This window comes from Salipiger sp. (assembly GCF_059781815.1).
The window spans coordinates 14589-35227 of record NZ_JBYNAH010000015.1; the positions used below are offsets into that span (position 1 = coordinate 14589).

General features: G+C 68.1%; 17 protein-coding genes. 1 reads left to right on the forward strand and 16 read right to left on the reverse strand.

Annotated elements, in window-relative coordinates:
* From AC6RA4_RS03165 to AC6RA4_RS03195, 7 genes are all read right to left on the reverse strand, one after another.
* On the reverse strand, positions 1-407 hold a 407-nt coding region (locus AC6RA4_RS03165), incomplete at its 3' end, for an SDR family NAD(P)-dependent oxidoreductase (RefSeq protein ID WP_500157321.1).
* Complete coding sequence (locus AC6RA4_RS03170; protein ID WP_500157323.1) at positions 404-1417, reverse strand: ABC transporter ATP-binding protein; 1014 nt, start codon at positions 1415-1417, stop codon at positions 404-406. The genes AC6RA4_RS03165 and AC6RA4_RS03170, both read right to left, overlap by 4 nt.
* Positions 1414-3270: a dipeptide/oligopeptide/nickel ABC transporter permease/ATP-binding protein gene (locus AC6RA4_RS03175; protein WP_500157325.1), complete on the reverse strand. Its 1857-nt coding sequence runs from the start codon at positions 3268-3270 to the stop codon at positions 1414-1416. Before AC6RA4_RS03175 ends, AC6RA4_RS03170 begins: the two co-directional genes overlap by 4 nt.
* Entirely contained in the window at positions 3271-4227 is a 957-nt protein-coding gene (locus AC6RA4_RS03180) for an ABC transporter permease (protein WP_500157327.1), read from the reverse strand.
* Positions 4228-4236: 9 nt separating this feature from the next.
* Positions 4237-5769, reverse strand: coding sequence for an ABC transporter substrate-binding protein (locus AC6RA4_RS03185; protein ID WP_500157329.1), 1533 nt, complete (start codon positions 5767-5769; stop codon positions 4237-4239).
* A 77-nt stretch (positions 5770-5846) separates the two neighbouring features.
* On the reverse strand, positions 5847-7445 hold the full coding sequence (locus AC6RA4_RS03190; protein WP_500157330.1) for a hydantoinase B/oxoprolinase family protein: 1599 nt from the start codon (positions 7443-7445) through the stop codon (positions 5847-5849).
* Positions 7442-9544, reverse strand: a complete 2103-nt coding sequence (locus tag AC6RA4_RS03195) for a hydantoinase/oxoprolinase family protein (protein WP_500157332.1) — start codon at positions 9542-9544, stop codon at positions 7442-7444. The genes AC6RA4_RS03190 and AC6RA4_RS03195 overlap by 4 nt, the downstream gene beginning before the upstream one ends.
* Before the next feature lie 116 nt (positions 9545-9660).
* Here AC6RA4_RS03195 and AC6RA4_RS03200 point away from each other — a divergent pair, with 116 nt between their 5' ends.
* Complete coding sequence (locus tag AC6RA4_RS03200; protein WP_500157334.1) at positions 9661-10338, forward strand: GntR family transcriptional regulator; 678 nt, start codon at positions 9661-9663, stop codon at positions 10336-10338.
* 363 nt (positions 10339-10701) lie between these two features.
* On the opposite strand, the gene AC6RA4_RS03205 is transcribed toward AC6RA4_RS03200, so the two are convergent.
* The 9 genes from AC6RA4_RS03205 to mmsA form a co-directional block, all read right to left on the reverse strand.
* Positions 10702-11796 carry a c-type cytochrome gene (locus tag AC6RA4_RS03205; protein WP_500157335.1) on the reverse strand — a complete coding sequence of 365 codons (1095 nt, stop codon included), beginning with the start codon at positions 11794-11796 and terminating at the stop codon, positions 10702-10704.
* Positions 11793-12371 carry a cytochrome c oxidase assembly protein gene (locus AC6RA4_RS03210; protein WP_500157337.1) on the reverse strand — a complete coding sequence of 193 codons (579 nt, stop codon included), beginning with the start codon at positions 12369-12371 and terminating at the stop codon, positions 11793-11795. Before AC6RA4_RS03210 ends, AC6RA4_RS03205 begins: the two co-directional genes overlap by 4 nt.
* Positions 12365-12787, reverse strand: a complete 423-nt coding sequence (locus AC6RA4_RS03215; protein ID WP_500157339.1) for a hypothetical protein — start codon at positions 12785-12787, stop codon at positions 12365-12367. The genes AC6RA4_RS03210 and AC6RA4_RS03215 overlap by 7 nt, the downstream gene beginning before the upstream one ends.
* Positions 12784-15351 carry a cbb3-type cytochrome c oxidase subunit I gene (locus AC6RA4_RS03220; RefSeq protein WP_500157341.1) on the reverse strand — a complete coding sequence of 856 codons (2568 nt, stop codon included), beginning with the start codon at positions 15349-15351 and terminating at the stop codon, positions 12784-12786. The genes AC6RA4_RS03215 and AC6RA4_RS03220 overlap by 4 nt, the downstream gene beginning before the upstream one ends.
* A 7-nt stretch (positions 15352-15358) precedes the next feature.
* The gene (gene coxB / locus AC6RA4_RS03225; protein WP_500157343.1) at positions 15359-16318 is read right to left on the reverse strand and encodes a cytochrome c oxidase subunit II; all 960 of its coding nucleotides are present in this window, start codon (positions 16316-16318) and stop codon (positions 15359-15361) included.
* Positions 16319-16437: 119 nt separating this feature from the next.
* A complete protein-coding gene (locus AC6RA4_RS03230) occupies positions 16438-17484 on the reverse strand; it encodes an AI-2E family transporter (RefSeq protein WP_500157345.1) in 1047 nt (348 codons plus the stop codon).
* A gap of 172 nt (positions 17485-17656) precedes the next feature.
* Positions 17657-18775 (reverse strand): carboxylate-amine ligase, encoded by a 1119-nt coding sequence (locus AC6RA4_RS03235; protein WP_500157346.1) that lies wholly within the window; start codon positions 18773-18775, stop codon positions 17657-17659.
* A 72-nt stretch (positions 18776-18847) separates the two neighbouring features.
* Positions 18848-19267: a hypothetical protein gene (locus AC6RA4_RS03240; RefSeq protein ID WP_500157348.1), complete on the reverse strand. Its 420-nt coding sequence runs from the start codon at positions 19265-19267 to the stop codon at positions 18848-18850.
* A gap of 249 nt (positions 19268-19516) precedes the next feature.
* The coding region (gene mmsA / locus AC6RA4_RS03245; protein WP_500157350.1) for a CoA-acylating methylmalonate-semialdehyde dehydrogenase at positions 19517-20639 on the reverse strand (1123 nt) is incomplete at its 5' end.

Here is a 20639-nt window from a genome sequence, read left to right on the forward strand (position 1 = left end):
CGGCCCGCGCCGCTCCGGCAGAGCGCCGGGAGCGCCGCGCGGGTCAGGCGGAACGGGGCCTTGATGTTGATCGAGAGCAGCGCCTCGAGCATGTCTTCCATCTCGTCGTCGGGTTGCGGCTCTTCTGGCATGAATTCGAGCGGCCCGGCGATGCCGGCATTATTGACCAGCGCGTCGATGCGACCGAAGCGCTCTTCGGTGGCCGCGACGAAGGCGCGGGCGTCTTCAGTCTTGCTGGCGTCATAGGGCACCACCAGCGGGTCGTATTGCGCGAGGCTTTCCGGCAGCGAAGACGGATCGCGCAGGCCCAGCGACAGCGCATAGCCGCGCCCGGCCAGCGCCTGGGCGATGGCGGCGCCAATGCCGCGGCTCGCGCCGGTGATCATGGCGACGGGGGCGTCACTCATGCCGGAACCTCCTCTGCGGCGGTCACGGGGCCGGCCTTGATGCAGCGCACGTTCCAGTCCTTGCCCACCGGATCGAGCCCCGGCACGGCGCTGGCGCAGGCGTCTTCGGCGAGCGGGCAGCGGGTGCGGAACGGGCAGCCCGAGGGCGGGTTCGCCGGGCTCGGCAGCTCGCCCTTCAGGATGCGGTCACCGTCCGAGCCGTCGCCCGGATGCAGCGAGGGCGTCGCGGCAAGGAGCGCGCGGGTATAGGGGTGCGCCGGCGAGCCAAAGACCTTCTCGGCGGGTCCTTCCTCGACGATGCGCCCGAGATACATCACCACGATGCGGGTGCAGAGGTGGCGCACCACGTGCAGGTCGTGGCTGATGAACAGCATGGCGAGGTCGAGATCGCGGCGCAGATCCTCGAGCAGGTTCACCACCTGCGCCTGGATCGACACGTCGAGCGCCGAGACCGGCTCGTCGGCGACGATGAAATCGGGCCGGGTCGAGAGCGCGCGGGCCACCGCGATGCGCTGGCGTTGGCCGCCGGAGAACTCGTGCGGGCGGCGCTCTGCTGCAGAGGTCGGCAGGCCCACCTGTTCGAGCAGCCGCGCCACCTCGGCCTTCACCTCGGAGGCGGGCACGATGCTGTGGGTCCTGAGCCCGTCGGCGATCTGGGCGCCGATGGTGCGGCGCGGGTCGAGCGAGCCGAACGGATCCTGGAACACCATCTGCATCCGGCGCGAGAGCTTGCGCATTTCGGGGCCAGAGAGCTCGGAGAGGTCGCGCCCGTCAAAGCTCATGGTGCCGGTGGTGGGCAGGTCGAGCCCCATCATCATGCGGCCCAGCGTGGACTTGCCGCAGCCCGACTCGCCGACGATGCCGACGGTCTCGCCCTTGGCGATGGTGAGGCTCACGTCGCGCACCGCCCAGACGTCATGGGCGCGGCCCAGCAGCCCGTGGCGGGTGGGGAAGTTGCGGCCCAGGCTCTCGGCCACGACCAGCGGGGCGGTGGAGGGCGCTTCGGTCATGTGACGTTCTCCCAGTGGAAGCAGCGGGTGACGCGGCCCGGGGCCGGGTGCTCCGCCGTGGGCGGATGGGCGGTGCAGCGCTCGGTGGCGAAGGCGCAGCGCGGGGCAAAGCGGCAGCCCGCGGGCATCTGGCGCGGCGAGGGCACCGAGCCGGGGATCGCGGTGAGCCGCTCGGCGCCGCCCTCGGGGACGGAGGCGATCAGCGCGGCGGTGTAGGGATGGCGCGGACGGGCGAAGACCTCGGCCACCGGGCCTTCCTCGACCACCTCGCCGGCATACATCACCGTCACGCGGTCGGCGATCTCGGCCACCACGGCGAGGTCGTGGGTGACGAAGATCATGCCCATGCCCGGGGTCTCGCGCTTGAGCTGCGCAAAGAGCTGCAGGATCTGCGCCTGGATCGTCGGGTCGAGCGCGGTGGTGGGCTCATCGGCGATCAGCAGGCGCGGGTTGTTGGCCACGGCGACGGCGATCATCGCGCGCTGGCGCTGGCCGCCGGAGAGCTCGTGCGGGTAGGCGCGGGCGCGGCGCTCGGGGTCGGGGATGCCGACGTGGCGCAGGAGCTCGACCACGCGGGTCTGCAGCGCCTCGCCTTCGAGCGTGTGATGGGCGCGGATCGCCTCGGCCACCTGCTCGCCGATGCGCAGCACCGGGTTGAGCGCGGCGGCGGCGTCCTGGAACACCATCGACACTTCGTCACCGCGCAGGGCGCGGATGCCTTCCTCGTCGAGCTTGGCGAGATCGACCGCCTTGCCCTCGCGGGTGGTGTAGAGCGCCGAGCCGCCGGTGACGCGCAGCGTGTCGGGCAGCAGGCCGGTCATCGCAAGGCCGGTCAGGGTCTTGCCCGAGCCGCTCTCGCCGACCAGCGCCACGGTCTCGCCGGGGCGGACGGTGAGCGACACGCGGCGCACCAGTTCCATGTCGCGCACGGCGATCGACATGTCGCGGATCTCGAGCAGCGGCGCGTCGGCAGGGGCCTCGACCGGGGCGGCGGGGGTCTTCGCTGCCGCCGAGCGCGGGCGCAGCCAGAGCGCGCCACCGGCGGTGACGGCGCGCGGATCGAGCACCGATTGCAGCCGGTCGCAGAGCAGGTTGAAGGTCAGGATGGTGCCGGCCAGCGCCAGCGACGGCCAGACCAGCAAGAGCGGCGCGACTTCCATGGCACCCCGCGCCGAGCGGATCATCAGGCCCCAGGAGGGGGTGGGCGGCACGACGCCGAGGCCGAGGAACGAGAGCCCGCTCTCGATCACCATGGCCGAGGCCACCACCAGCGACATCTGCACCAGCAGCGGCGGCAGCACGTTGGGCAGGATGGTGCGGACGAGGATCTTCAGCGGATGGGTGCCCATCGAGCGCTGCGCGGTGACGAAATCGAGCCCGCGCACCTGCTGGGTCGCGGCATAGACCACGCGGGCGTAGTTGGGCGTGTAGAGGATGGTCAGCGCCAGCACGAGCGGCCAGGTGCCCGCGCCGAGGATGGTCACCACCAGCAGCGCCAGCAGCAGCGGCGGCAGGCAGAGGATGATCTCGGCGGCGCGCACGGTAAAGAGCTCGACCACGCCGCGGAAATAGCCGCCGAGCAGGCCGAGCGCGGTGCCGATGATGGCGGCGAAGATGGCCGAGCCCACGGCGATGAACAGCGAGGCGCGGCCGCCCCAGATCAGGCGGGCGAGCACGTCGCGGCCGAAACCGTCCTGTCCGAGCCAATGGGCGGCGGAGGGGCCGGCGAAGCGGTTGGGGATGTCCATGCCGCGCACGTCCTGCAGGGGCAGGACAGGGGCGAGCAGCACGGTGGCGACGATCAGCGCGGCGATGGTGCCGGGCAGGATCAGCTTGCGTGTAGACCGGCTCATTTAGCGTACCAGGGAAATTCGGGGGTCGAGCAGGGCGTTCACCACATCCACGACGAGGTTGAGGAAGACGAAGAGGATCGAGATCGTCATCACGATGCCGACCACTTCGGGGTAGTCGCGTGCATCGACGGCGGCGACGAGGTAGCCCGAGAGGCCCGGCCAGTTGAACACGAACTCGACCAGCACGGTGCCGCCGATCAGCGTGCCCATCTCGAGGCCGAGCACGGTCAGCACCGGGATCAGGGCGTTGCGCACCACGTGGCGGCGCAGGATCGGGTTGCGGGGCAGGCCCTTGGCGCGGGCGGTGCGCACGTAGTCGCGCTGCAGCACCTCGAGCACCGAGGCGCGGCTCATCCGGGTGATCACCGCGAGCAGCGACAGCGCCACGGTGCCGGCGGGCAGCAGCAGCAGCTGCAGATGCTCGAGCGGGTCTTCGGAGAACGGGGTGAAGCCGCCGGCGGGCAGCCATTGCAGCTTTTGTGCGAAGATCAGGATCACCACCGAGCCCACCACGAAGACCGGGGTCGAGAGCGAGGCGGAGGCGAAGAACGAGATCACCGCGTCGGCCTTGCCGTCGGCGCGAATGGCCGCGTAGGTGCCCAGCGGCACGCCGATGCCGGTGGCGATCAGCGAGGCCGCGAGGATCACCTCGAGGGTGCGCGGCAGGCGCAGGGCGATCTGTTCGATCACCGGCGCGCCGTCGCGGAACGACGCGCCGAGATCACCGGTGAGCACACCGGCCATATGGTCGAGATATTGCTGCCAGAGGGGCGCATTGAGCCCCATCTGCTCGCGCAGGGCGGCCACCGCCTTGGGATCGGCGGCAACGTTGCCCTGGCTGAGCAGTAGCTCTGCCGGGTCACCCGGGATGAGGTGCAGGAGGAGGAACACCACCGTGACGACGATCCACACGAGGAACAGCGCCACGAGGCTTCTGGAAGCAATATATCTCAGCATGGGTCGTCGTCAGCCCAGCACGGTTTCTTCCAGCGTCATGCCGGAATAGAAGACAAGCTGGCCCGGCATCACGGTGAAGCCCTCGGCATTGGCGCGCATGCCATAGCCCTGCGAGCGCCAGGACAGGCCGACCATCGGGACGGTCTCGATGGCGATCTCTTCCAGCTCCTTGTAGATCGCCTTGCGCTCCTCGGTGTCGAAGGTGGCGCGGCCCTTGGCGAAGAGCTCGGAGATCTCGGGCGTCTCCATGGCGTAGCTGCGCACGAAGCTCGGCGAGAGCGAGCCGTCGACCACGGTGGCAAGGCCGTCGGGGTCGTTGTTCATCGCGGCGGTGCCCATGACGGCGAGGTCATAGGTGCCCTCGTTGCCCTTCTTCACGCGGGTCGACCATTCCGGCAGGTCGAGCTGCACGTTGATGCCGATCATCGACAGATAGGCCTGGCAGACCTCGGCGGTGGATTGGTGCATGCCGTATTGCGCGGTCGACAGCATCACGCAGTCGAAGCCGTCCGGGTAGCCGGCCTCGGCCAGCAGCGCCTGCGCCTTCTCGGGGTCGTAGTTCCACGAGTTGGCCAGTTCCGGGTTATAGAACTCGGAGCCTTCGGCGATCGGCAGATGCTCGAGCGCGCCGCCACGGCCGTAGAACGCCGCCGCCGCGATGTCTTCGCGCTTGATGGCGTGGGCCACCGCCTGACGGACCTTGGGGTTGTCGAAGGGCGGGCGCGAGGCGTTGAAGGTGAGGTACATGAACGGGCCGTCGGTGGCCTGCAGGGCGAGGTCGTCATTGGCCTCGATCTGGTCCATCGCCTGCCACGGCACGTATTCGATCAGGTCGACATCGCCGGCCTCGAGCGCGGCGACGCGCAGGTTCTCGTCGGCATAGACGATGGCCTCGATGCCGGCGACCTTGGGCATCTCTTCCTTGTAGTAGCCGTCCCATGCGCTGAGCGAGATCGACACGCCGCGGTCGGCGCTCTCGAACAGGAACGGGCCCGAGCCCATGGTGGTGTCGCGGGCTTCGCCCTTCTTGATCATCGGCATGTTGAAATGCGCGAACCAGCCCGGCAGAACCGCCAGCGGCTCGTCGGTGACCATGCGCACGGTCTTCTCGTCCGGGGTCTCGACCGCGGTGATCGAGGCAAGCTGGCCCTGCAGGTAGGCGGCGCTGTCGGGCTTCTGCGCTTCCAGCACGTTCCAGGCGATGTCTTCGGAGGTGACGGGGGTGCCGTCATGCCAGGTGGCGTCGCGCAGCTTGAAGACCCATGCGCCCTCGTCGTCGACCTCCCAGCTCTCGGCCAGTTCGCCGCGCATGGTGCCGTCGGGGGCGTAGCCCAGCAGGCCGCGGTGGATCATCAGCTTGATGGTGCCTGCGGCGGTGCCGTTCGAGGCCCAGGCATCAAGGCTCGGCGGGTAGGTCGAGAGGCCGAAGCGCAGCGTGCCGCCCTCCTGAGCGTGCAGGGCCTTGGGGCCGAGGAAGCTCAGCGCGCCTGCGGCGGCGCCGGTGGTGGCGAGAAAGCCGCGACGGTTCATTCGCGTTGTCATTGCAAGTGTCTCCTTGTCGGGTTGAGGCGGGCTCTTTCTGGCCCTGTTGAATTGGGATCTCGTCCCGCTCGGGCGGATCATTCCGCCGCGATCGGGGTTTTGCTGTCTTCCTGCGGGGTGCCGTAGCCGCCGCCGCCGGGGGTGATGACCTCGAGCCATTCGCCTGCGCGCAGGGTGCCGTAGCCGCGCTCGAACGGGGCGCAGTCGGGGCTGGTCACATAGCTGCCATGGCCGCCTTCGCCGCCGCCCTGCAGGCCCCAGGAGCGCGACTTGTTGCGCGATACGTCGACATGCACCATGCACTCTTCGGTGGCGCGATAGACCCGGCGCAGGCCCATGCCGCCGCGGTGCTTGCCGGCGCCGCCGGAGCCGTCAACCAGCTCGTAACGCTCGAGGATCAGGGGATATTCGCCCTCCAGAGCCTCGACGGGCAGGTTCGAGGTGTTGGTGGCGTGAACGTGGATGCCGTCGAGCCCGTCGGCCTGCGGCCGGGCCCCGCCGCCGCCGCCGATGGTCTCGAGATAGACCCAGTAGCTGCCCGCATCCGGCCCGCTCTGTCGGGTGCCCGAGAACACCGCCACCGAGCAGGCAGAGTTGGTGCAGGCCGAGACCCGCTCGGGCACCGCCTGCGCCAACGCGCCGAGGATCAGGTCGGCGACGCGCTGGCAGGTCTGGACCCGGCCATTGACCGCGGCGGGGTGCTTGCAGTTGAGGATCGAGCCGTGCGGCGCGTCGACGGTGATCGGGCGGGCGAGGCCCGCGTTGGGCAGCACCGTCGGGTCGATCACCGATTTCACGATGTAATAGACCGTCGCCAGCAGCGCGGTGCGGGTCATGTTGATCGGCGCGCGGATCTGCTCGGGCGCCTCGAAGGCGAGCGAGAGCTCGTCACCGGCGATTGTGACGGTCACCGCGAAGGGGATCGGATCGTCGAAATCGAGGTTGTCGAAGACATCCTCGAAGCGCCAGCTGCCATCGGGCAGGGCGGCGATGCCGGCGCGCATCTTGCGCTCGGCATAGTCGAGCAGCGCCTCGCCGGAGGCCAGCACCACATCCGCGCCGTGGCGCGCGCAGAGCTCCTGGAAGCGCTGCACGCCGACCCGGTTGGCGGCCATCTGGGCGCGCAGGTCCGAGAGGCGCTCGCGCGGGACCTGACAGTTGAGCAGGATCAGCTCCTGGATGTCCTTCTGCAGCTCGCCGGCCTTGTAGAGCCGCACCGGCGGGATGCGCAGGCCTTCCTGGTAGATATGGGCATGCGCGCGGTCGACAAAATCCGAGTGGTGCGCGAGGTTCACCGTCCACGCGACGAGCTGGCCCTCGACGAAGATCGGCTCGGCCAGAACGATGTCGGGCAGGTGGGTGCCGCCGCCGCGATAGGCGTCGTTGCCGACGAAGACATCGCCGGGGCGCAGGTCTTTCTCGTCGTGATCCGCCAGCAGCATCGGGATGAAATCGAGGAAGCTGCCGAGGTGGATCGGGATGTGCTCGGCCTGGCAGAGCGTTCGGCCCTGCCGGTCAAAGAGCGCCGTGGAACAATCGCGGCGTTCCTTGATGTTGGTGGAGTAGGAGGCGCGGACCAGCGCTTCGCCGGTCTCCTCCACGATCGAGGAGAGCGCGGCACCGATGACCTCGACGGTGATCGGGTCGAGAGCGTGAGTGGTGGTTTGGCCGGTCATGCGCTGAGCTCCAGGATGAGGTTGTCGATCTTGTCCACGGTGGCGCGGACCCCGGGCGGGATCAGCGTCGTGGTGTCCATCTGCTCGACGATGGCGGGGCCGGCGAAGGCCATGCCGGGGGCAAGCTTTTCCCGGGCATAAAGCGTGGTCTCGGTGAAGCCGCCGGTCTCGGGATACCAGACATCGCGGCTGCCGATGACGGCGGCGCTGGGATCGGGATCGCCCAGCTCGCGCTCGGGCAGCTCGGCCTTCTGCACCAGCCCCATGGCCTCGGCGCGGAAGGTCACACAAAGGATGCGCTCCTCCGGCACCGCAAAGCCGTAGAGCCGCTCATGCGCCTCGGTGAAGCCCTGCTTGAGCGTCTCGAGCGTGGCCTCGCTCACCGGGCCCTCGGGCAGCGGGATCGACAGCTCGTAGTTCTGGCCATCATAGCGCATGTCGATGCGGCGGGTCAGGCGGCGCTTGTCGGTGGCGATCTCCTCGGCGTCGAACCAGCCGATGGCCTCGGCCTCGACGGAGGCCACGGTCTCGGCGATGGTGCCGAGATTGCCGGGCTCGAGCGCGGTCAGCTTGGTGGCGGAGAAATCGGCGCGCAGATCGGTGAGCAGCAGGCCCATGGCGCAGAGGATGCCCGGGCTGCGCGGCACGATGACGGTGGTCATGCCCAGTTCCTGCGCAAGCCGCACCGCGTGCAGCGGGCCGGCGCCGCCGAAGGCCATCAGTGCGTAGTTGCGCGGGTCGTGGCCGCGCTGCACCGAGATCACCCGGATCGCCTTGGCCATGTTCGCCGTCACCACCGAGATGATGCCCTGCGCCACGTCCATCGTCTCCATGCCGAGCCGCTCGCCGAGCTTGGCGATGGCCTCGACCGCGAGATCGCGGCGGACCTTCATGCGGCCGCCGAGGATCTCGACCGGGTTGAGGATCTGCAGCACGATATTGGCGTCGGTCACGGTCGGGTCGGTGGCGCCGCGGCCATAGCAGACCGGGCCGGGGTCGGCGCCGGCGCTTTCCGGTCCGACCTTCAACAACCCGCCGGAGTCGATCGAGGCGATCGAGCCGCCGCCGGCGCCCACGGTGTGGATGTCGAGCATCGGCGCCTTGATCGGGTAGCCGTGCACGACGCTCTCGTTGGTCTGGGCGGTCTCGCCGCCGGCCATCAGCGCGACGTCGGACGAGGTGCCGCCGACATCGAAGGTGATGATGTCGTCAAAGCCCGCGCGGGCGCCGATCGCCTGCGCCGCGACCACGCCGGTGGAGGGGCCCGAGAGCACCGCCCGCACCGGGGTCTGCGCCGCTGCCTCGAAGCGCACCACGCCGCCGTTGGACTGCGTCAGGTGCGGCGCCACCGGCAGGCCGAGATCCTGCAGGCGCGGGGTCAGCCGGCTGATATAGCGGTGCATGATCGGGCCGAGATAGGAATTGACCGTGGCGGTCGAGAGGCGCTCGAACTCGCGGAACTCGGGGGCGATCTCGTGGCTGGCGCAGAGGAAGACGCCGGGCATCTCCTCCTCGACGATGCGCCGCGCCGCCTGCTCGTGGACCGGGTTCACGAAGGCGTAGAGGAAGCAGATGGCAACCGCCTCGACCCCGGCCTCCTTGAGCGCGCGGGCGGCCTTGCGCACCGCCTCTTCGTCGAGCGGCGTGTCGATCTCGCCGGTGCGCAGCATGCGCTCGGGCAGCTCGAAGCGCAGCTCGCGCGGGACCAGCGTCTGCGGCTTGTCGGCGAAAAGATCGTAGAGGTCGGGGCGCTTCTGGCGACCGATCTCGAGCAGGTCGCGGAAGCCTTCGGTGGTCAGCAGGCCGACCTTGGCGCCGCGATGGGTGATCAGCGCGTTGGTCGCGACGGTGGTGCCGTGGCCGAGATAGGCGATGGCGGCGGCGGGATCGCTTTCGGCACCGTCCGCGTGCTCCTTCATGCCTTCCTCTACGCCTTGCGCGATGCCGCGCGACGGGTCGTCCGGGGTGGAGGAGACCTTCCACACCTCGATGCGGCCGCTGGCCTCGTCGAAGAGGCAGACATCGGTGAAGGTGCCGCCGGAATCCACGCCGACGCGCCATGTGCCTGCGGGGGTGATGCCTTGCGATCCGTCCATCATCGAAGTCTTGTCCTCTTGGCGTGTACTTCATGTATACAAGAAAGTGAGATCGATTCTGTCCAGCCCTGTTTTGCCCGAGAGGAAACAATCTGCTGGTTTTTGTGAGGAGGTGATGAATGAGCGGTCAGTTGAATGTGGAAGCGGGCGAAGCTGGCGCATCCGAAGGCCTCTCGGCGCGGGATCGGGCGTATCAGGGTGTCCGGGCGGGCATTTTGAAGGGCGAGTTTCCGCCGGGCAGCTTCATCGAAGAGGCCATGGCCTGCGAGGTGACCGGCGTGTCGCGCTCTCCGGTGCGCGAGGCGCTGAACCGGCTGGCCGCGGAAGGGTATCTCGAGCTGCACCGGCGTCGCGGCGCCATGGTGCGGGCGCTTTCGGCCACCGAGCTGCGCGATCTCTACGAGGTGCGGCTGATGGTCGAGACCCACGCCGTGCGTAAGATCTGCCGCGAGAAGCGGGCGCTGCCGGCGGAGCTTCTGCGGCTCTGCGAGCTGCACGAGGCCACCCCGGCGGAGGATCTGCTGGGCTGCGTCGAGATCAACCGGCTGTTTCACCAGGCGCTGGTGGCGGCGGCGGGCAATCGCGTGCTGGTCGACGTGTTCGACGGGCTGCAGGCGCCGCTGTCGCGGGTCGCGATGGTCTCGCTGCAGCAGGGCTTCGGCAAGACCGAGGTGATCGAGGAGGAACATCGCGAGATGATCGCGGCGCTGGCGGCGCATGATGAGGCGCGGGCGCTGGACGTGGTCGAGCGCCACCTCGGCCTGATGCCGCGCCTGCAGTCGGCGCTCTCGTCCTGACGGGACGGTGCGACGCGGCGTGCGATGCAGGGCGGCGGGATCTGGCAGCGGTCTGGCCTCCGGCTCTCTCGTGGGCTGGGTGAGCCGAAGTGAGGCAAGCGGCTGACGTCGCGTCCAATTCAAAACTTTTGTGACGCGGAAGAATTTATTTATCGAACGGGGGAAGCGGCCGCAGCAGGCAAGGGTCGCTCAGGCGCTTTCAAGCGTTTGAAAGCGCTGTAATATCTGCCCAGACCGCGCGGCGCGGCTGCCGTAACGGCAGGTCTTGGCGATGTTTGCGGTCACGGTCGGGCGCGCGGCGATCGCGGCCTCCCTCATCGGCACTGCCCGCCGAGTGGGCAAATTTCCCGAAACGAGGCGCGCTCAGCCGTCCCCTCGGGCCGCATACCACGCCGCGAGATCGGCGATGTCGTCGTCGCTGAGAGGCTTTGCGGCGGCTTGCATGAGATGGGCGCGGGGGCTCGTGGGCACCGGGCCGTCGCGATACATCTTCAGCCAGTTGTAGATCCAGTAGCCGGCCTGACCCGCGATGCGCGGCGTGTCGGCGCGCTTGGGGGTCAGCCCGTCTTCGCCGGCCCCCTCGTGGCAGGCGGCGCAGCTTGCGATGTCGTTGTGCTCGTCGCCTTGCTCGGCCAGTTCGCGGCCGCGCGCGGCATCGCCGAAGGGCAGCGGGCGGCCCTGCCAGCCCGCGTCCATCCCGGCATAGCGCGCGGCGATTGCGGCGATGGTCTCGTCAGCGAGCGGCGCGGCGAGGGGCTCCATGAAGCCGCTCTCGCGGTGGCCGTCTGCATAGGCCGAGAGCACCGTCACGAGCCAGTCTTCGGACTGCCCGGCGAGCTTCGGCGCGGTGCCGTCGCGGCCCAGACCGTCCTCGCCGTGGCAGCGGGCGCAGGCCAGCTCCGGCTCGATGGCCCCCGGCAGGCCGCCGAAGCGGACCCCGGCGCTGTCATAGCCTCCAGCCTCTCCGAAGGCTGCAATTTCAAACGCTTCCCGGCCAAAGCTGTCATATTGGGTCAGGAAGGCAGCAAGCGCCCACGGTTCGTCTTCACGTTTTTCGCCGGGCCAGGCGGGCATGCCGGTATACTTGAAGCCATGCCGCGCGATCCACCAGAACTCCTTGGCGTCGTAATCCTCTGAGGTGAGCATCGGCGGCGCCGGGCGCATGCCCTCGACCACCGGGTTGCGCGGGATGCCGGGGGCGCCGTGGCAGGTCAGGCAGCCGGTGGCGAAGTGGCCTGCGCCAAGCCGGATCAGGCCGGGGTCCTGAAGGTCGACCTGCGGAGGGATCTCGACCGATCTGGCGCGGATCGCAACGGCGTTGCCGAGATAGCCGTGCAGGATGTTGGCGACCCCCGGCAGGTGCGGCACCGAGGCGGCGATGTTGTAGGGCGCGAGGAAGTAGAACGCGCCGCCTGCGACGGCGAGCGCCGCGAGCCCTGCAAGAATGTAGCGCCTCATGTGGCGGCCTCCGTCAGTTTAAGCGCCAGTCCGAGCCGGCGCAGGGCGGCGATCAGGTAGATCGCGCCGCCCGCGCCGGCCATCATCGCGCCGGCGACCTGCTGCTCCTGCAGCGCGCTGAGGCCGAGATGGCCGGCGCAGATGTCGCCGTAGAGATCGCGCGGCGAGAGGCCGATGAGGGCGCCCAGCAGGGTCATGTGCATGGTGGTGGCGAGCAGCACGATGGCGCCGCCAAAGCCTCCGGCGGCGCGCACGCTGGCCCAGAGCAGCATGCCGGCGCCAAGGAAACTTGCCTGTTCGAGGAGAAAGCCGGTGGGGCTGAGCCGCGCCCAGAGATGCAACGAGGGCAGGTGCCAGGCCCAGACCACCAGCATCTCGGTCACCGCGCCCAGCGTCAGCGCCATGGCGCCTGCCGGCAGGCGCAGCTTTGGCGCGTAGAGCGCGGGCACCACGGCCGTCACCCCCAGATGCAGCACCATGTGCAGCACCATCGAGCCGGTCGCCAGCCCCGGCAGCGGCGAGAGCCAGAGCGCATCCAGCAGCGTCAGCGCGAGGAGGCGGCGCGGGCTCAGCATGTGGCGAAGACCAGCCCGGGGATCACGGTGAAGCCGATCGCCACCACCGAGAGCACGCAGAGCAGCAGGGCCACGTGGCCGACAAAGCGGTCGCGGCCACGCTCTGAGCTTTCGGTGATCTCCTCGAAGATCACGAAGACCCCGCCATAGCGCCGCACGGCGATGACCCCAAGCCACGCGATCAGTGCCGATGAGATCAGCCCCAGCGCCACGATGATCCAGCGCGGCTCGACCAGCGAGGCCATGGGCCCCGCCTTGGCGCACCAGATCGCGGCGACCCAATAGCTCAGCAGGAAATGCGCCGCCCAGATCGAGGGCGCGGCCACGAGGATCCAGACCGAGCCCTGATCGATCACGCGGGGCGCATCTCCCGGCGGGGTGAAGTGGCGCGGTTGCTCGTCGGAACCGTGTCTCATGAGCCGACCCCCATCAAGAGCGGGAACAGCGCCAGCAGGGCGAAGATGGTGATCACCGTGAGCGCGAGGAAATGGCCGTAGAGGGTGAGGTTCATCAGGTCGGCGCGGTATTCCTGCGTGCAGTGGCCGAACTTGATGCGCGCGGCGACGTAGAGGCTCATCACCCAGTTCAGCAGCAGGTGCAGCGCCGGCCACAGGATCAGCATCCAGACCATGGCGTCAAAGCTTTGCGTGGTCGGGTCGAGCCCCTTGGCATAGGCCGACCAGCCCCAGGCCCCGATCCCCAGAGCGCCCACCGGCAGCGCCCCGATCAAGAGCGCCATCGACAGCCCGCGCTGGCCGCGGCCCAGCGTCTCGCGCGCGCCCACTATCATGCCCCATGCGCCGATCAGCAGCGCGAGGCCGAGGAGCAGCCAGCCGAAACTCGGCAGGTGTTCGGCAGAGGGCAGGAAATCGGGCAGGGCGGTCCAGTAGAAGAAGTAGGAGAACACCAGCCCCATGAAAGCGGTCATGTCGCCGGTCATGGTGATGAAGACGGCCCACCAGCCCGGAGATCGGTTGCCCTGCGCATAGGTCGGCAGGGTGAGCCCGCGCCCGGCATATTTCTTGGGCTTTTCCGGGATCAGCGAGGTGCCGGTCCAGAGCCACCAGAGCGTGAAGCCGACAAAGCCCGCGCCGAAGATCAGGGTGATGGTCCAGAGGTGGAAGGTGGCGAGGATGAACGAGGCCCCAAGGCAGAAGGCTGCACCGAGGGTCAGGAAGCTCGGGCCGCCGACGCGCTGCACGAAGAGCGGCCGGGCGTCGAGGATGTCGGTCACGATGAGCTCGCGCTTGCCTTCCTCGGCATCGGGCAGGAACCACTCGCCGCGGTCGATCTGATCCACCAGCCCCTCCTGCTCCCAGAGCGGGTAGCGGGTGTGGATATAGGGGATCGAGCGCACGCCCCACGGCTTGTCGGGCACTTCCGCGGCCCATTCCATGGTGCCGGCGTTCCAGAGGTTGCGCTCGACCAGCGGCGCCTTGCCGCGCGGCCAGAGCACGTTGAGCGCCAGCACCCCAAAGCCCGCCGCGAAGACGAAGGCGCCGATGGTCGAGACCATGTTGAGCAGCGCCCATCCGTCGGAGAGGTCATAGGTCCAGACCCGGCGCGGCATGCCCATGATGCCGGTCCAGTGCATCGGCAGGAAGGCCAGGTTGAAGCCGCCGAACATCAGCCAGAAGCTCCACTTGCCGGCCCGGGCGTTGAGGTTCTTCTGGGTGACGAAGGGATACCAGTAATGGATGCCGGCGAAGAGCGGGAAGAGCATGCCGCCGATCAGCGTGTAATGCAGGTGGGCGACGATGAAGTAGCTGTCATGCGCCTGCCAGTCGAAGGGCACCAGCGCCACCATGACGCCGGTCAGCCCGCCGAAGACGAAGATCGCCAGCGCGCCGCCGGCAAACAGCATCGGCACCGAGGGGCGGACCTTGCTCACCAGCATTGTCGCGATGAAGCAGAAGATCTGGATGCCGGTCGGCACCGCCACCGCCTCGGAGGCGGCGGAGAAGAAGCTCAGCGAGATCTCCGGCAGGCCGGTGGTGAACATGTGGTGGACCCAGAGCCCGAAGCTCAGGAAGGCGACGCCCACGGCGCTGAGCACGATCCAGCTGTGCCCGACCATGGGACGGCCCGCGAAGGTCGGCAGCATGGTGGCGATGAGCGCGATCGAGGGCAGGAAGATGATGTAGACCTCCGGGTGGCCGAAGATCCAGAACAGGTGCTGCCAGAGCAGCGGGTCGCCGCCGCGGTCGGGATCGAAGAAGGCCCAGCCGAAGGCGCGCTCCATCTCGAGCAGCAGGTCGCCGGCAATGAGCGGCGGGAAGGCGAAGAGGATCATCCCCGCCACCACCAGCACGTACCAGCAATAGAGCGGCATCAGGTTGAGCCGCATCCCCGGCGGGCGGGATTTCAGCACGCCGACGATCAGCTCGACCGCCGCGGCGATCGAGCTCACCTCGATGAAGGACAGGCCCAGCAGCCAGATATCGGTGCCGAGCCCGCTATAGGCCGGGTCGGACGACAGCGGCGTGTACATGAACCAGCCGCCATCGGGCGCCACGCCGAAGAAGATCGAGCCGCAGACGAAGATGCCGCCGATGATGAAGCACCAGAAGCCGAAGGCCGAGAGCCGTGGAAAGGGCAGGTCGCGGGCGCCGAGGATCTCGGGCAGGATGATGATTGCCACCGCCTCGAAGATCGGCACCGCGAAGAGGAACATCATCGCCGTGCCGTGCAGGGTGAAAAGCTGGTTGTAGAGCTGCTGCGAGAACAGGTCGTTGCCCGGCACCGCGAGCTGCATGCGGATCATCAGCGCGAGAATGCCGGCGAAGGTGAAGAAGGCAAACGAGGTCAGCAGGTACCACTTGCCGATATAGGAGTTGTTGACCGCCGAGATGATCTTCCAGCCCGGCGGCTCGCGCCAGACCTCCATCAGGCGCTTGCGCTGCGCCTTGTCGCGGGCCTCGTCGTAAGGCTCGGGCGGGGGCAGGCGGGAGAGGTCGATCTCGTCGGTCTTGTCGGTCATGGGCGCGTCAGTCCAGGCTCATCAGGAAGGCGACGAGCCGGTCGAGCCGCTCGCCCTGCAGGTCGGGATAGGGGGGCATGTCGATGTCGGGCTTCATCGCGTGGGTGTCGGTGATCCAGCGCGCCATGTTTTCGGGCGTCATGTCGTAGATCCCGGCGCCGAGCTTGTCGCGGCTCGCGAGGTGGGTGAGGTCGGGGCCGACGGGGCCCTGCGCCTCGGTGCCGCGAATGGTGTGGCAGGCGCCGCAGCCTTCCTGCTGGAAGACCTCGAAGCCGGGGTCGCCGGCGGCGATTTCCGCGGGCTGCGCTTCGGCGTCCAGCCACGCGTCGAAGGCGTCTTGCTCCATCACGATGGCGTCGAAGCGCATTAGCGCATGCGCGCCGCCGCAATACTCGGCGCAGAGCCCGCCCCAGTTGCCGGTCTTCACGGGCGTCAGCGCCAGCGTGGTCTCGCGGCCGGGGATCATGTCCATCTTGCCGCCAAGCGCCGGCACCCAGAAGGAGTGGATCACATCATCGGCGGTGAGCTTGAAAAGCGCGGTGCGACCCACTGGCAGGCGGATCTCGTTGGCCGTCACCACGTCGCCCTCGGGCGTTTCGTAGATCACCCGCCACCACCAGCGCTCACCGTCGACGCGCACCGTCAGATCGCCCTCGTCGCTGGTGATGTCGCGCAGGATAACGAGGCCCCAGACCAGCAGACCGCCGACCACCACGGTCGGGAACACCGCGCCGCCCCAGAGGATGAAGCGCCGCGCCTGGGTCTCGAGAGACGGGTCGACCTGCCGGCGATGGGCGTAGACCGCGGCGCCGATCACGATGCCCCAGATCACCGCGGCGCCGACCAGCAGCACCCAGAACAGATCTTCGACGCGCTGCGCCTCGACGCCGGCGGAGGCCAGCCAGTTGTGACGCCCCTCGCAGCCTGCGAGCAGCGCCGGAATGATCAGGAAAATGCCTCGCCGCAACCGCTTGCCCGCCCCGTGAAGTCTCGGTCTCTACGGGGGGCAACCTGCGACGGCTGGTCGCGGTTCCCGAAAAAGTGACGCAGGGTGAGATATTTGCGCGGAACCGCCCGGGGCGGGCGTCAGACCTTGCCGGAGGCCGAGAGCAGGATGGCGAAGGGGCGGGTGGCGTCGATCTCGGCCATGACGATGATCAGGCTCGCGGTGAGCGGCACCGCCAGCACCGCGCCGGGCAGGCCCCAGAGCGCGCTCCAGAAGGCCAGTGCGAAAAGCACCACGAAGGGGCTGAGGTTGAAGGCCCGGCCCAGCATCCGCGGCTCGAGATAGCCCGCCACGAACATCTGCGCCGCGGTCAGCGACACCGCCACCAGCGAGGCCACGGTGAAGGAGCCGAACTGCGCGAGGCTGAGCAGCACGGGGAAGATCACCCCGATCAGCGAACCGATATAGGGAATGTAGTTCAGCAGCGCGATGAGGATCGCCCAGAACAGCGCGAAGTCGATCCCGAAGAGCAGCATCACGCCATAGGAGAGCGCGCCGAGGATGACGTTCACCACGGTCTTGACCGAGAGGTAATCGCCGATCCGCGTGTTGATGCGGTTGATCAGCTGGATGGTGCGGTTCTCGGCATCCGCGTTGCCCTCGAGCGCGAGGTTCAGCTTGCGCGCCATGCCGGCGCGTTCGGCGGTGAGGAAGGAGGCGTAGAGCACGACGAGGAACAGCGTGCCACCAAGGCCGCGGATCGACAGGATCACCGGGCCGATGAAGGGCTGGATCTCTAGCCGGTCGAAGGTCATGGCGCGCAGCTTGGCCCAGCTCGGCTCGTCATCGAACCCCACGAGCTGCGCCACGTGGGTCATCAGGCTGTCGAGATTGGCCTTGTAGCTCGGCAGCACCGCGGCGACCTGCGTGAAGGTGTCGAGCACGTAGGTGAAGAGCGCAATCAGCACGACGGTGAAGGCGAGCAGCACGAGGATGCGCCGCAGGATCGCCGGCAGAAGGCCGATCACCGGCACCTGCCCGAGCCGCGCCGTCACGTCGAACAGGATGTAGACCGAGATCACCGCGATCAGCACCGGCAGCAGCACCGGCTTGCCGATATGCAGCAGGTAGCCGATCATGATCAGCAGCGCGAGCAGGTAGGTGGTTTGTCTCAGGGTGACCATCATGGGCGCATATCGGGGTCGCGGGCCTCTGTTCAGCTGCGGCTTTCACGTTCCGCTCTATCGTCATGGCATATCTAGGGTTTCCGCAAGCCGATTACCTCCCCGCGACCGGTTTGCGGGGCGATTTCTTTTGTCACTCTGCCCGGTTTCGCGCCAGCCATCCGCCCGCCGGCTGTCAGAGGCCCTCGTGGAATTCCTCGATCAGGTGGCTGACCACGGCGCGCATTTGCTCTTCGCCATCCTCCGGGTGGGCCGCCGCGGCAGCGCGTTGGCGCGACGACGAATTGCCCTCGGCCACCACCTTGCGGCAGCGCTCGACCTCGGCCACGCATCCAAGCGCCTCGGCATCCTCGGCGATCAGGGTGATCAGCTCCTCGGTCAGATCCTCGAAGGGGGTGATGCGCGCGGCGCCGAAATCGATCAGCCCCTCGGTGATACCGTAGCGTTGCGCCCGCCAGCGGTTTTCGCCGATGAGGAAGTTCTCGTAGATGCGCCAGCGCAGGTTCTGCCGCCGCAGCCGCCAGAGCATCCGCATGATGCACTGGTTGATCGCCGCCAGCATCAGCGCATCCTCGAGCCGCGGCTGCACGTCCATGATCCGGGTCTCGAGGGTCGGGAAGCGGGCCGAGGGGCGCAGGTCCCACCAGATCTTGGAGCTGTCCTCGATGATGCCCAGATCGATCAGCGCCTGCACCGAGCGCTGGTAATCCTGCCAGTTGGCGAAATGCGGCGGAAGCCCGGTGCGCGGCAGGTTGTCGAAGACCGAGATGCGGTAGCTCGCGAGCCCGGTATCGGTGCCCTGCCAGTAGGGCGAGGAGGTCGAGAGCGCCAGCAGGTGGGGCAGGAAATAGCCCGCCTGCCGCATCAGGTCGGCGCGCAGCGAGTCGTCTCCCAGCCCCACATGCACGTGCATGCCGCAGATCAGCATGCGCTGCACCACGCCGCCGAGATCGCGGCGCAGGTCGCGGTAGCGCTCCTTGTCGGTGTGGTGCTGGTTCTTCCAATGCGCCAGCGGGTGGCACGAAGCGGCGATGGGCGTGAGGTTGTAGCGTGCGGCATGTTTCGAGATCGCCGCGCGCAGCCGCTTGAGATCCTCGCGCGCGGTGGCGATGTCGGCACAGGGCAGGGTGCCGATCTCGATCTGGCATTGCAGGTATTCCGGGCTGACCTGTCCCTCGAGCTCTTCGCTGCAGGCTTCGAGCAGGCGCTTGGGCGCCTCGCTCAGCGCCAGCGTGTCGCGGTCGACGAGGAGGTATTCCTCCTCGATCCCGAGGCTGAACTCCGGCGTCTGCATCGGCCCCTCCCTTGGATGTCTTCGGGCGAGCAAAGCAGAGCCGGGCCCGCCGGGCAAGCCCGGCGCACCGGATCAGTCCAGTTCGGCGAGCAGTTCCGCGAAGCTGCGGTGCTTGAGGCCGAACACCGAAAGCGCCTCGTCCTCGTGCTGCAGGATCAGCGGAACCACGGCGTCGATCCCCTCCCACGAGCGCAGGATGAGCTTCGACATGTCCATCGAAAGATCGTTCGGGCAATAATAGACCATCAGCGTCTGGGTGCCGTTGCCGCTGAACGTGCCGGCCTTGCGGGCCTGGATCTGCATCAGCTTGACGTAATCCTGCTCGAAGCCTGTCACGCGCGAGAAATCGACAAGATGCTTCTGACCCGGGTGGGCTTCGGGATGCTGCGCGTATTCCCCGAATGCCTGCATGGTTTCGTCCAGCACGGCAAAGCCGTCATAGCGGACATAGACGAGGCCGTAATCGGGAAGGATACGAAAGGAGACTGGCATGGGGCTGACCAACTCACATCACAAACAAGGACCATCACTGCGCACGAAAAACCGCCCGGCTGCGTGCAGCCGAGCCCCCGTTCGCAGGGCCACTTCGCTCTATCCGGCGCGATTGCGCAAGCCCCGCGTGCGCGAGACTCCGGAACCGCAACCCGGAAAACACGTCGCAGGACATACGCCCGCAACGGCAAACGCCCCGGACCTGTCCGGGTCCGGGGCGCCTGTTGTCGAACGGGATGGGGCTGAAGGTCAGTCCATCGCCTTGAAGTTGAACTCGCCGCCTTCCTTGATGCCCGAGAACCAGCGCGCCGTGACGGTCTTGGTCTTGGTGTAGAAGCGGAAGGCATCGGGGCCATACTGGTTGAGATCGCCGAAGGCGGATTTCTTCCAGCCGCCGAAGGTGTGGTAGGACAGCGGCACCGGGATCGGGAAGTTGATGCCGACCATGCCCACGTTGACCCGGTGCGCAAAGTCGCGCGCGGTGTCGCCGTCGGCAGTGTAGATCGCCGTGCCGTTGCCGTAGGGGTTGTCGATCACCAGCTCGAGCGCCTCGTCATAGGAGCCCGCGCGGACCTGGCTCAGCACCGGGCCGAAGATCTCTTCCTTGTAGATGTCCATCTCCGGCGTGACGTTGTCGAACAGCGACGGGCCGCAGAAAAAGCCGTTCTCGTAGCCCTGCAGCTCGAAGCCGCGGCCGTCGATCACCAGCTTCGCGCCCTGATCCACGCCCGAGCCGATCAGCCCGTTGATGCGCGCCTTGGAGGCGGCGGTGATGACCGGGCCGTAATCGACGTCTTCGCCGGCCGTGTAGGGCCCGACCTTGAGCTTTTCGATGCGCGGCACCAGCTTCTCGATCAGCGCGTCGGCGGTCTCTTCACCGACCGGCACCGCCACCGAGATCGCCATGCAGCGTTCGCCGGCTGCGCCGAAGCCTGCACCGACCAGCGCGTCGGCGGCCTTGTCGAGGTCGGCGTCGGGCATGATGATCATGTGGTTCTTGGCGCCGCCGAAGCACTGGGCGCGCTTGCCGTTGGCGGTGGCGCGGGAATAGATGTACTGCGCGATCGGGGTGGAGCCCACGAAGGAGACGCCCTGGATGATTTCGCTGTCCAGGATGGTGTCCACGGCTTCCTTATCGCCGTTCACGACCTGGAACACGCCTTCGGGCAGGCCGGCTTCGATGAACAGCTCGGCCAGCATCAGCGGCACGGAGGGGTCTCGCTCGGAGGGCTTCAGCACCACGGCGTTGCCGCAGGCCAGCGCCGGGCCGACGTGCCACAGCGGCATCATGGCGGGGAAGTTGAACGGCATGATCGAGCCGACAACACCCAGCGGCTGGCGCATGGAATACATGTCGATGCCGGGGCCTGCG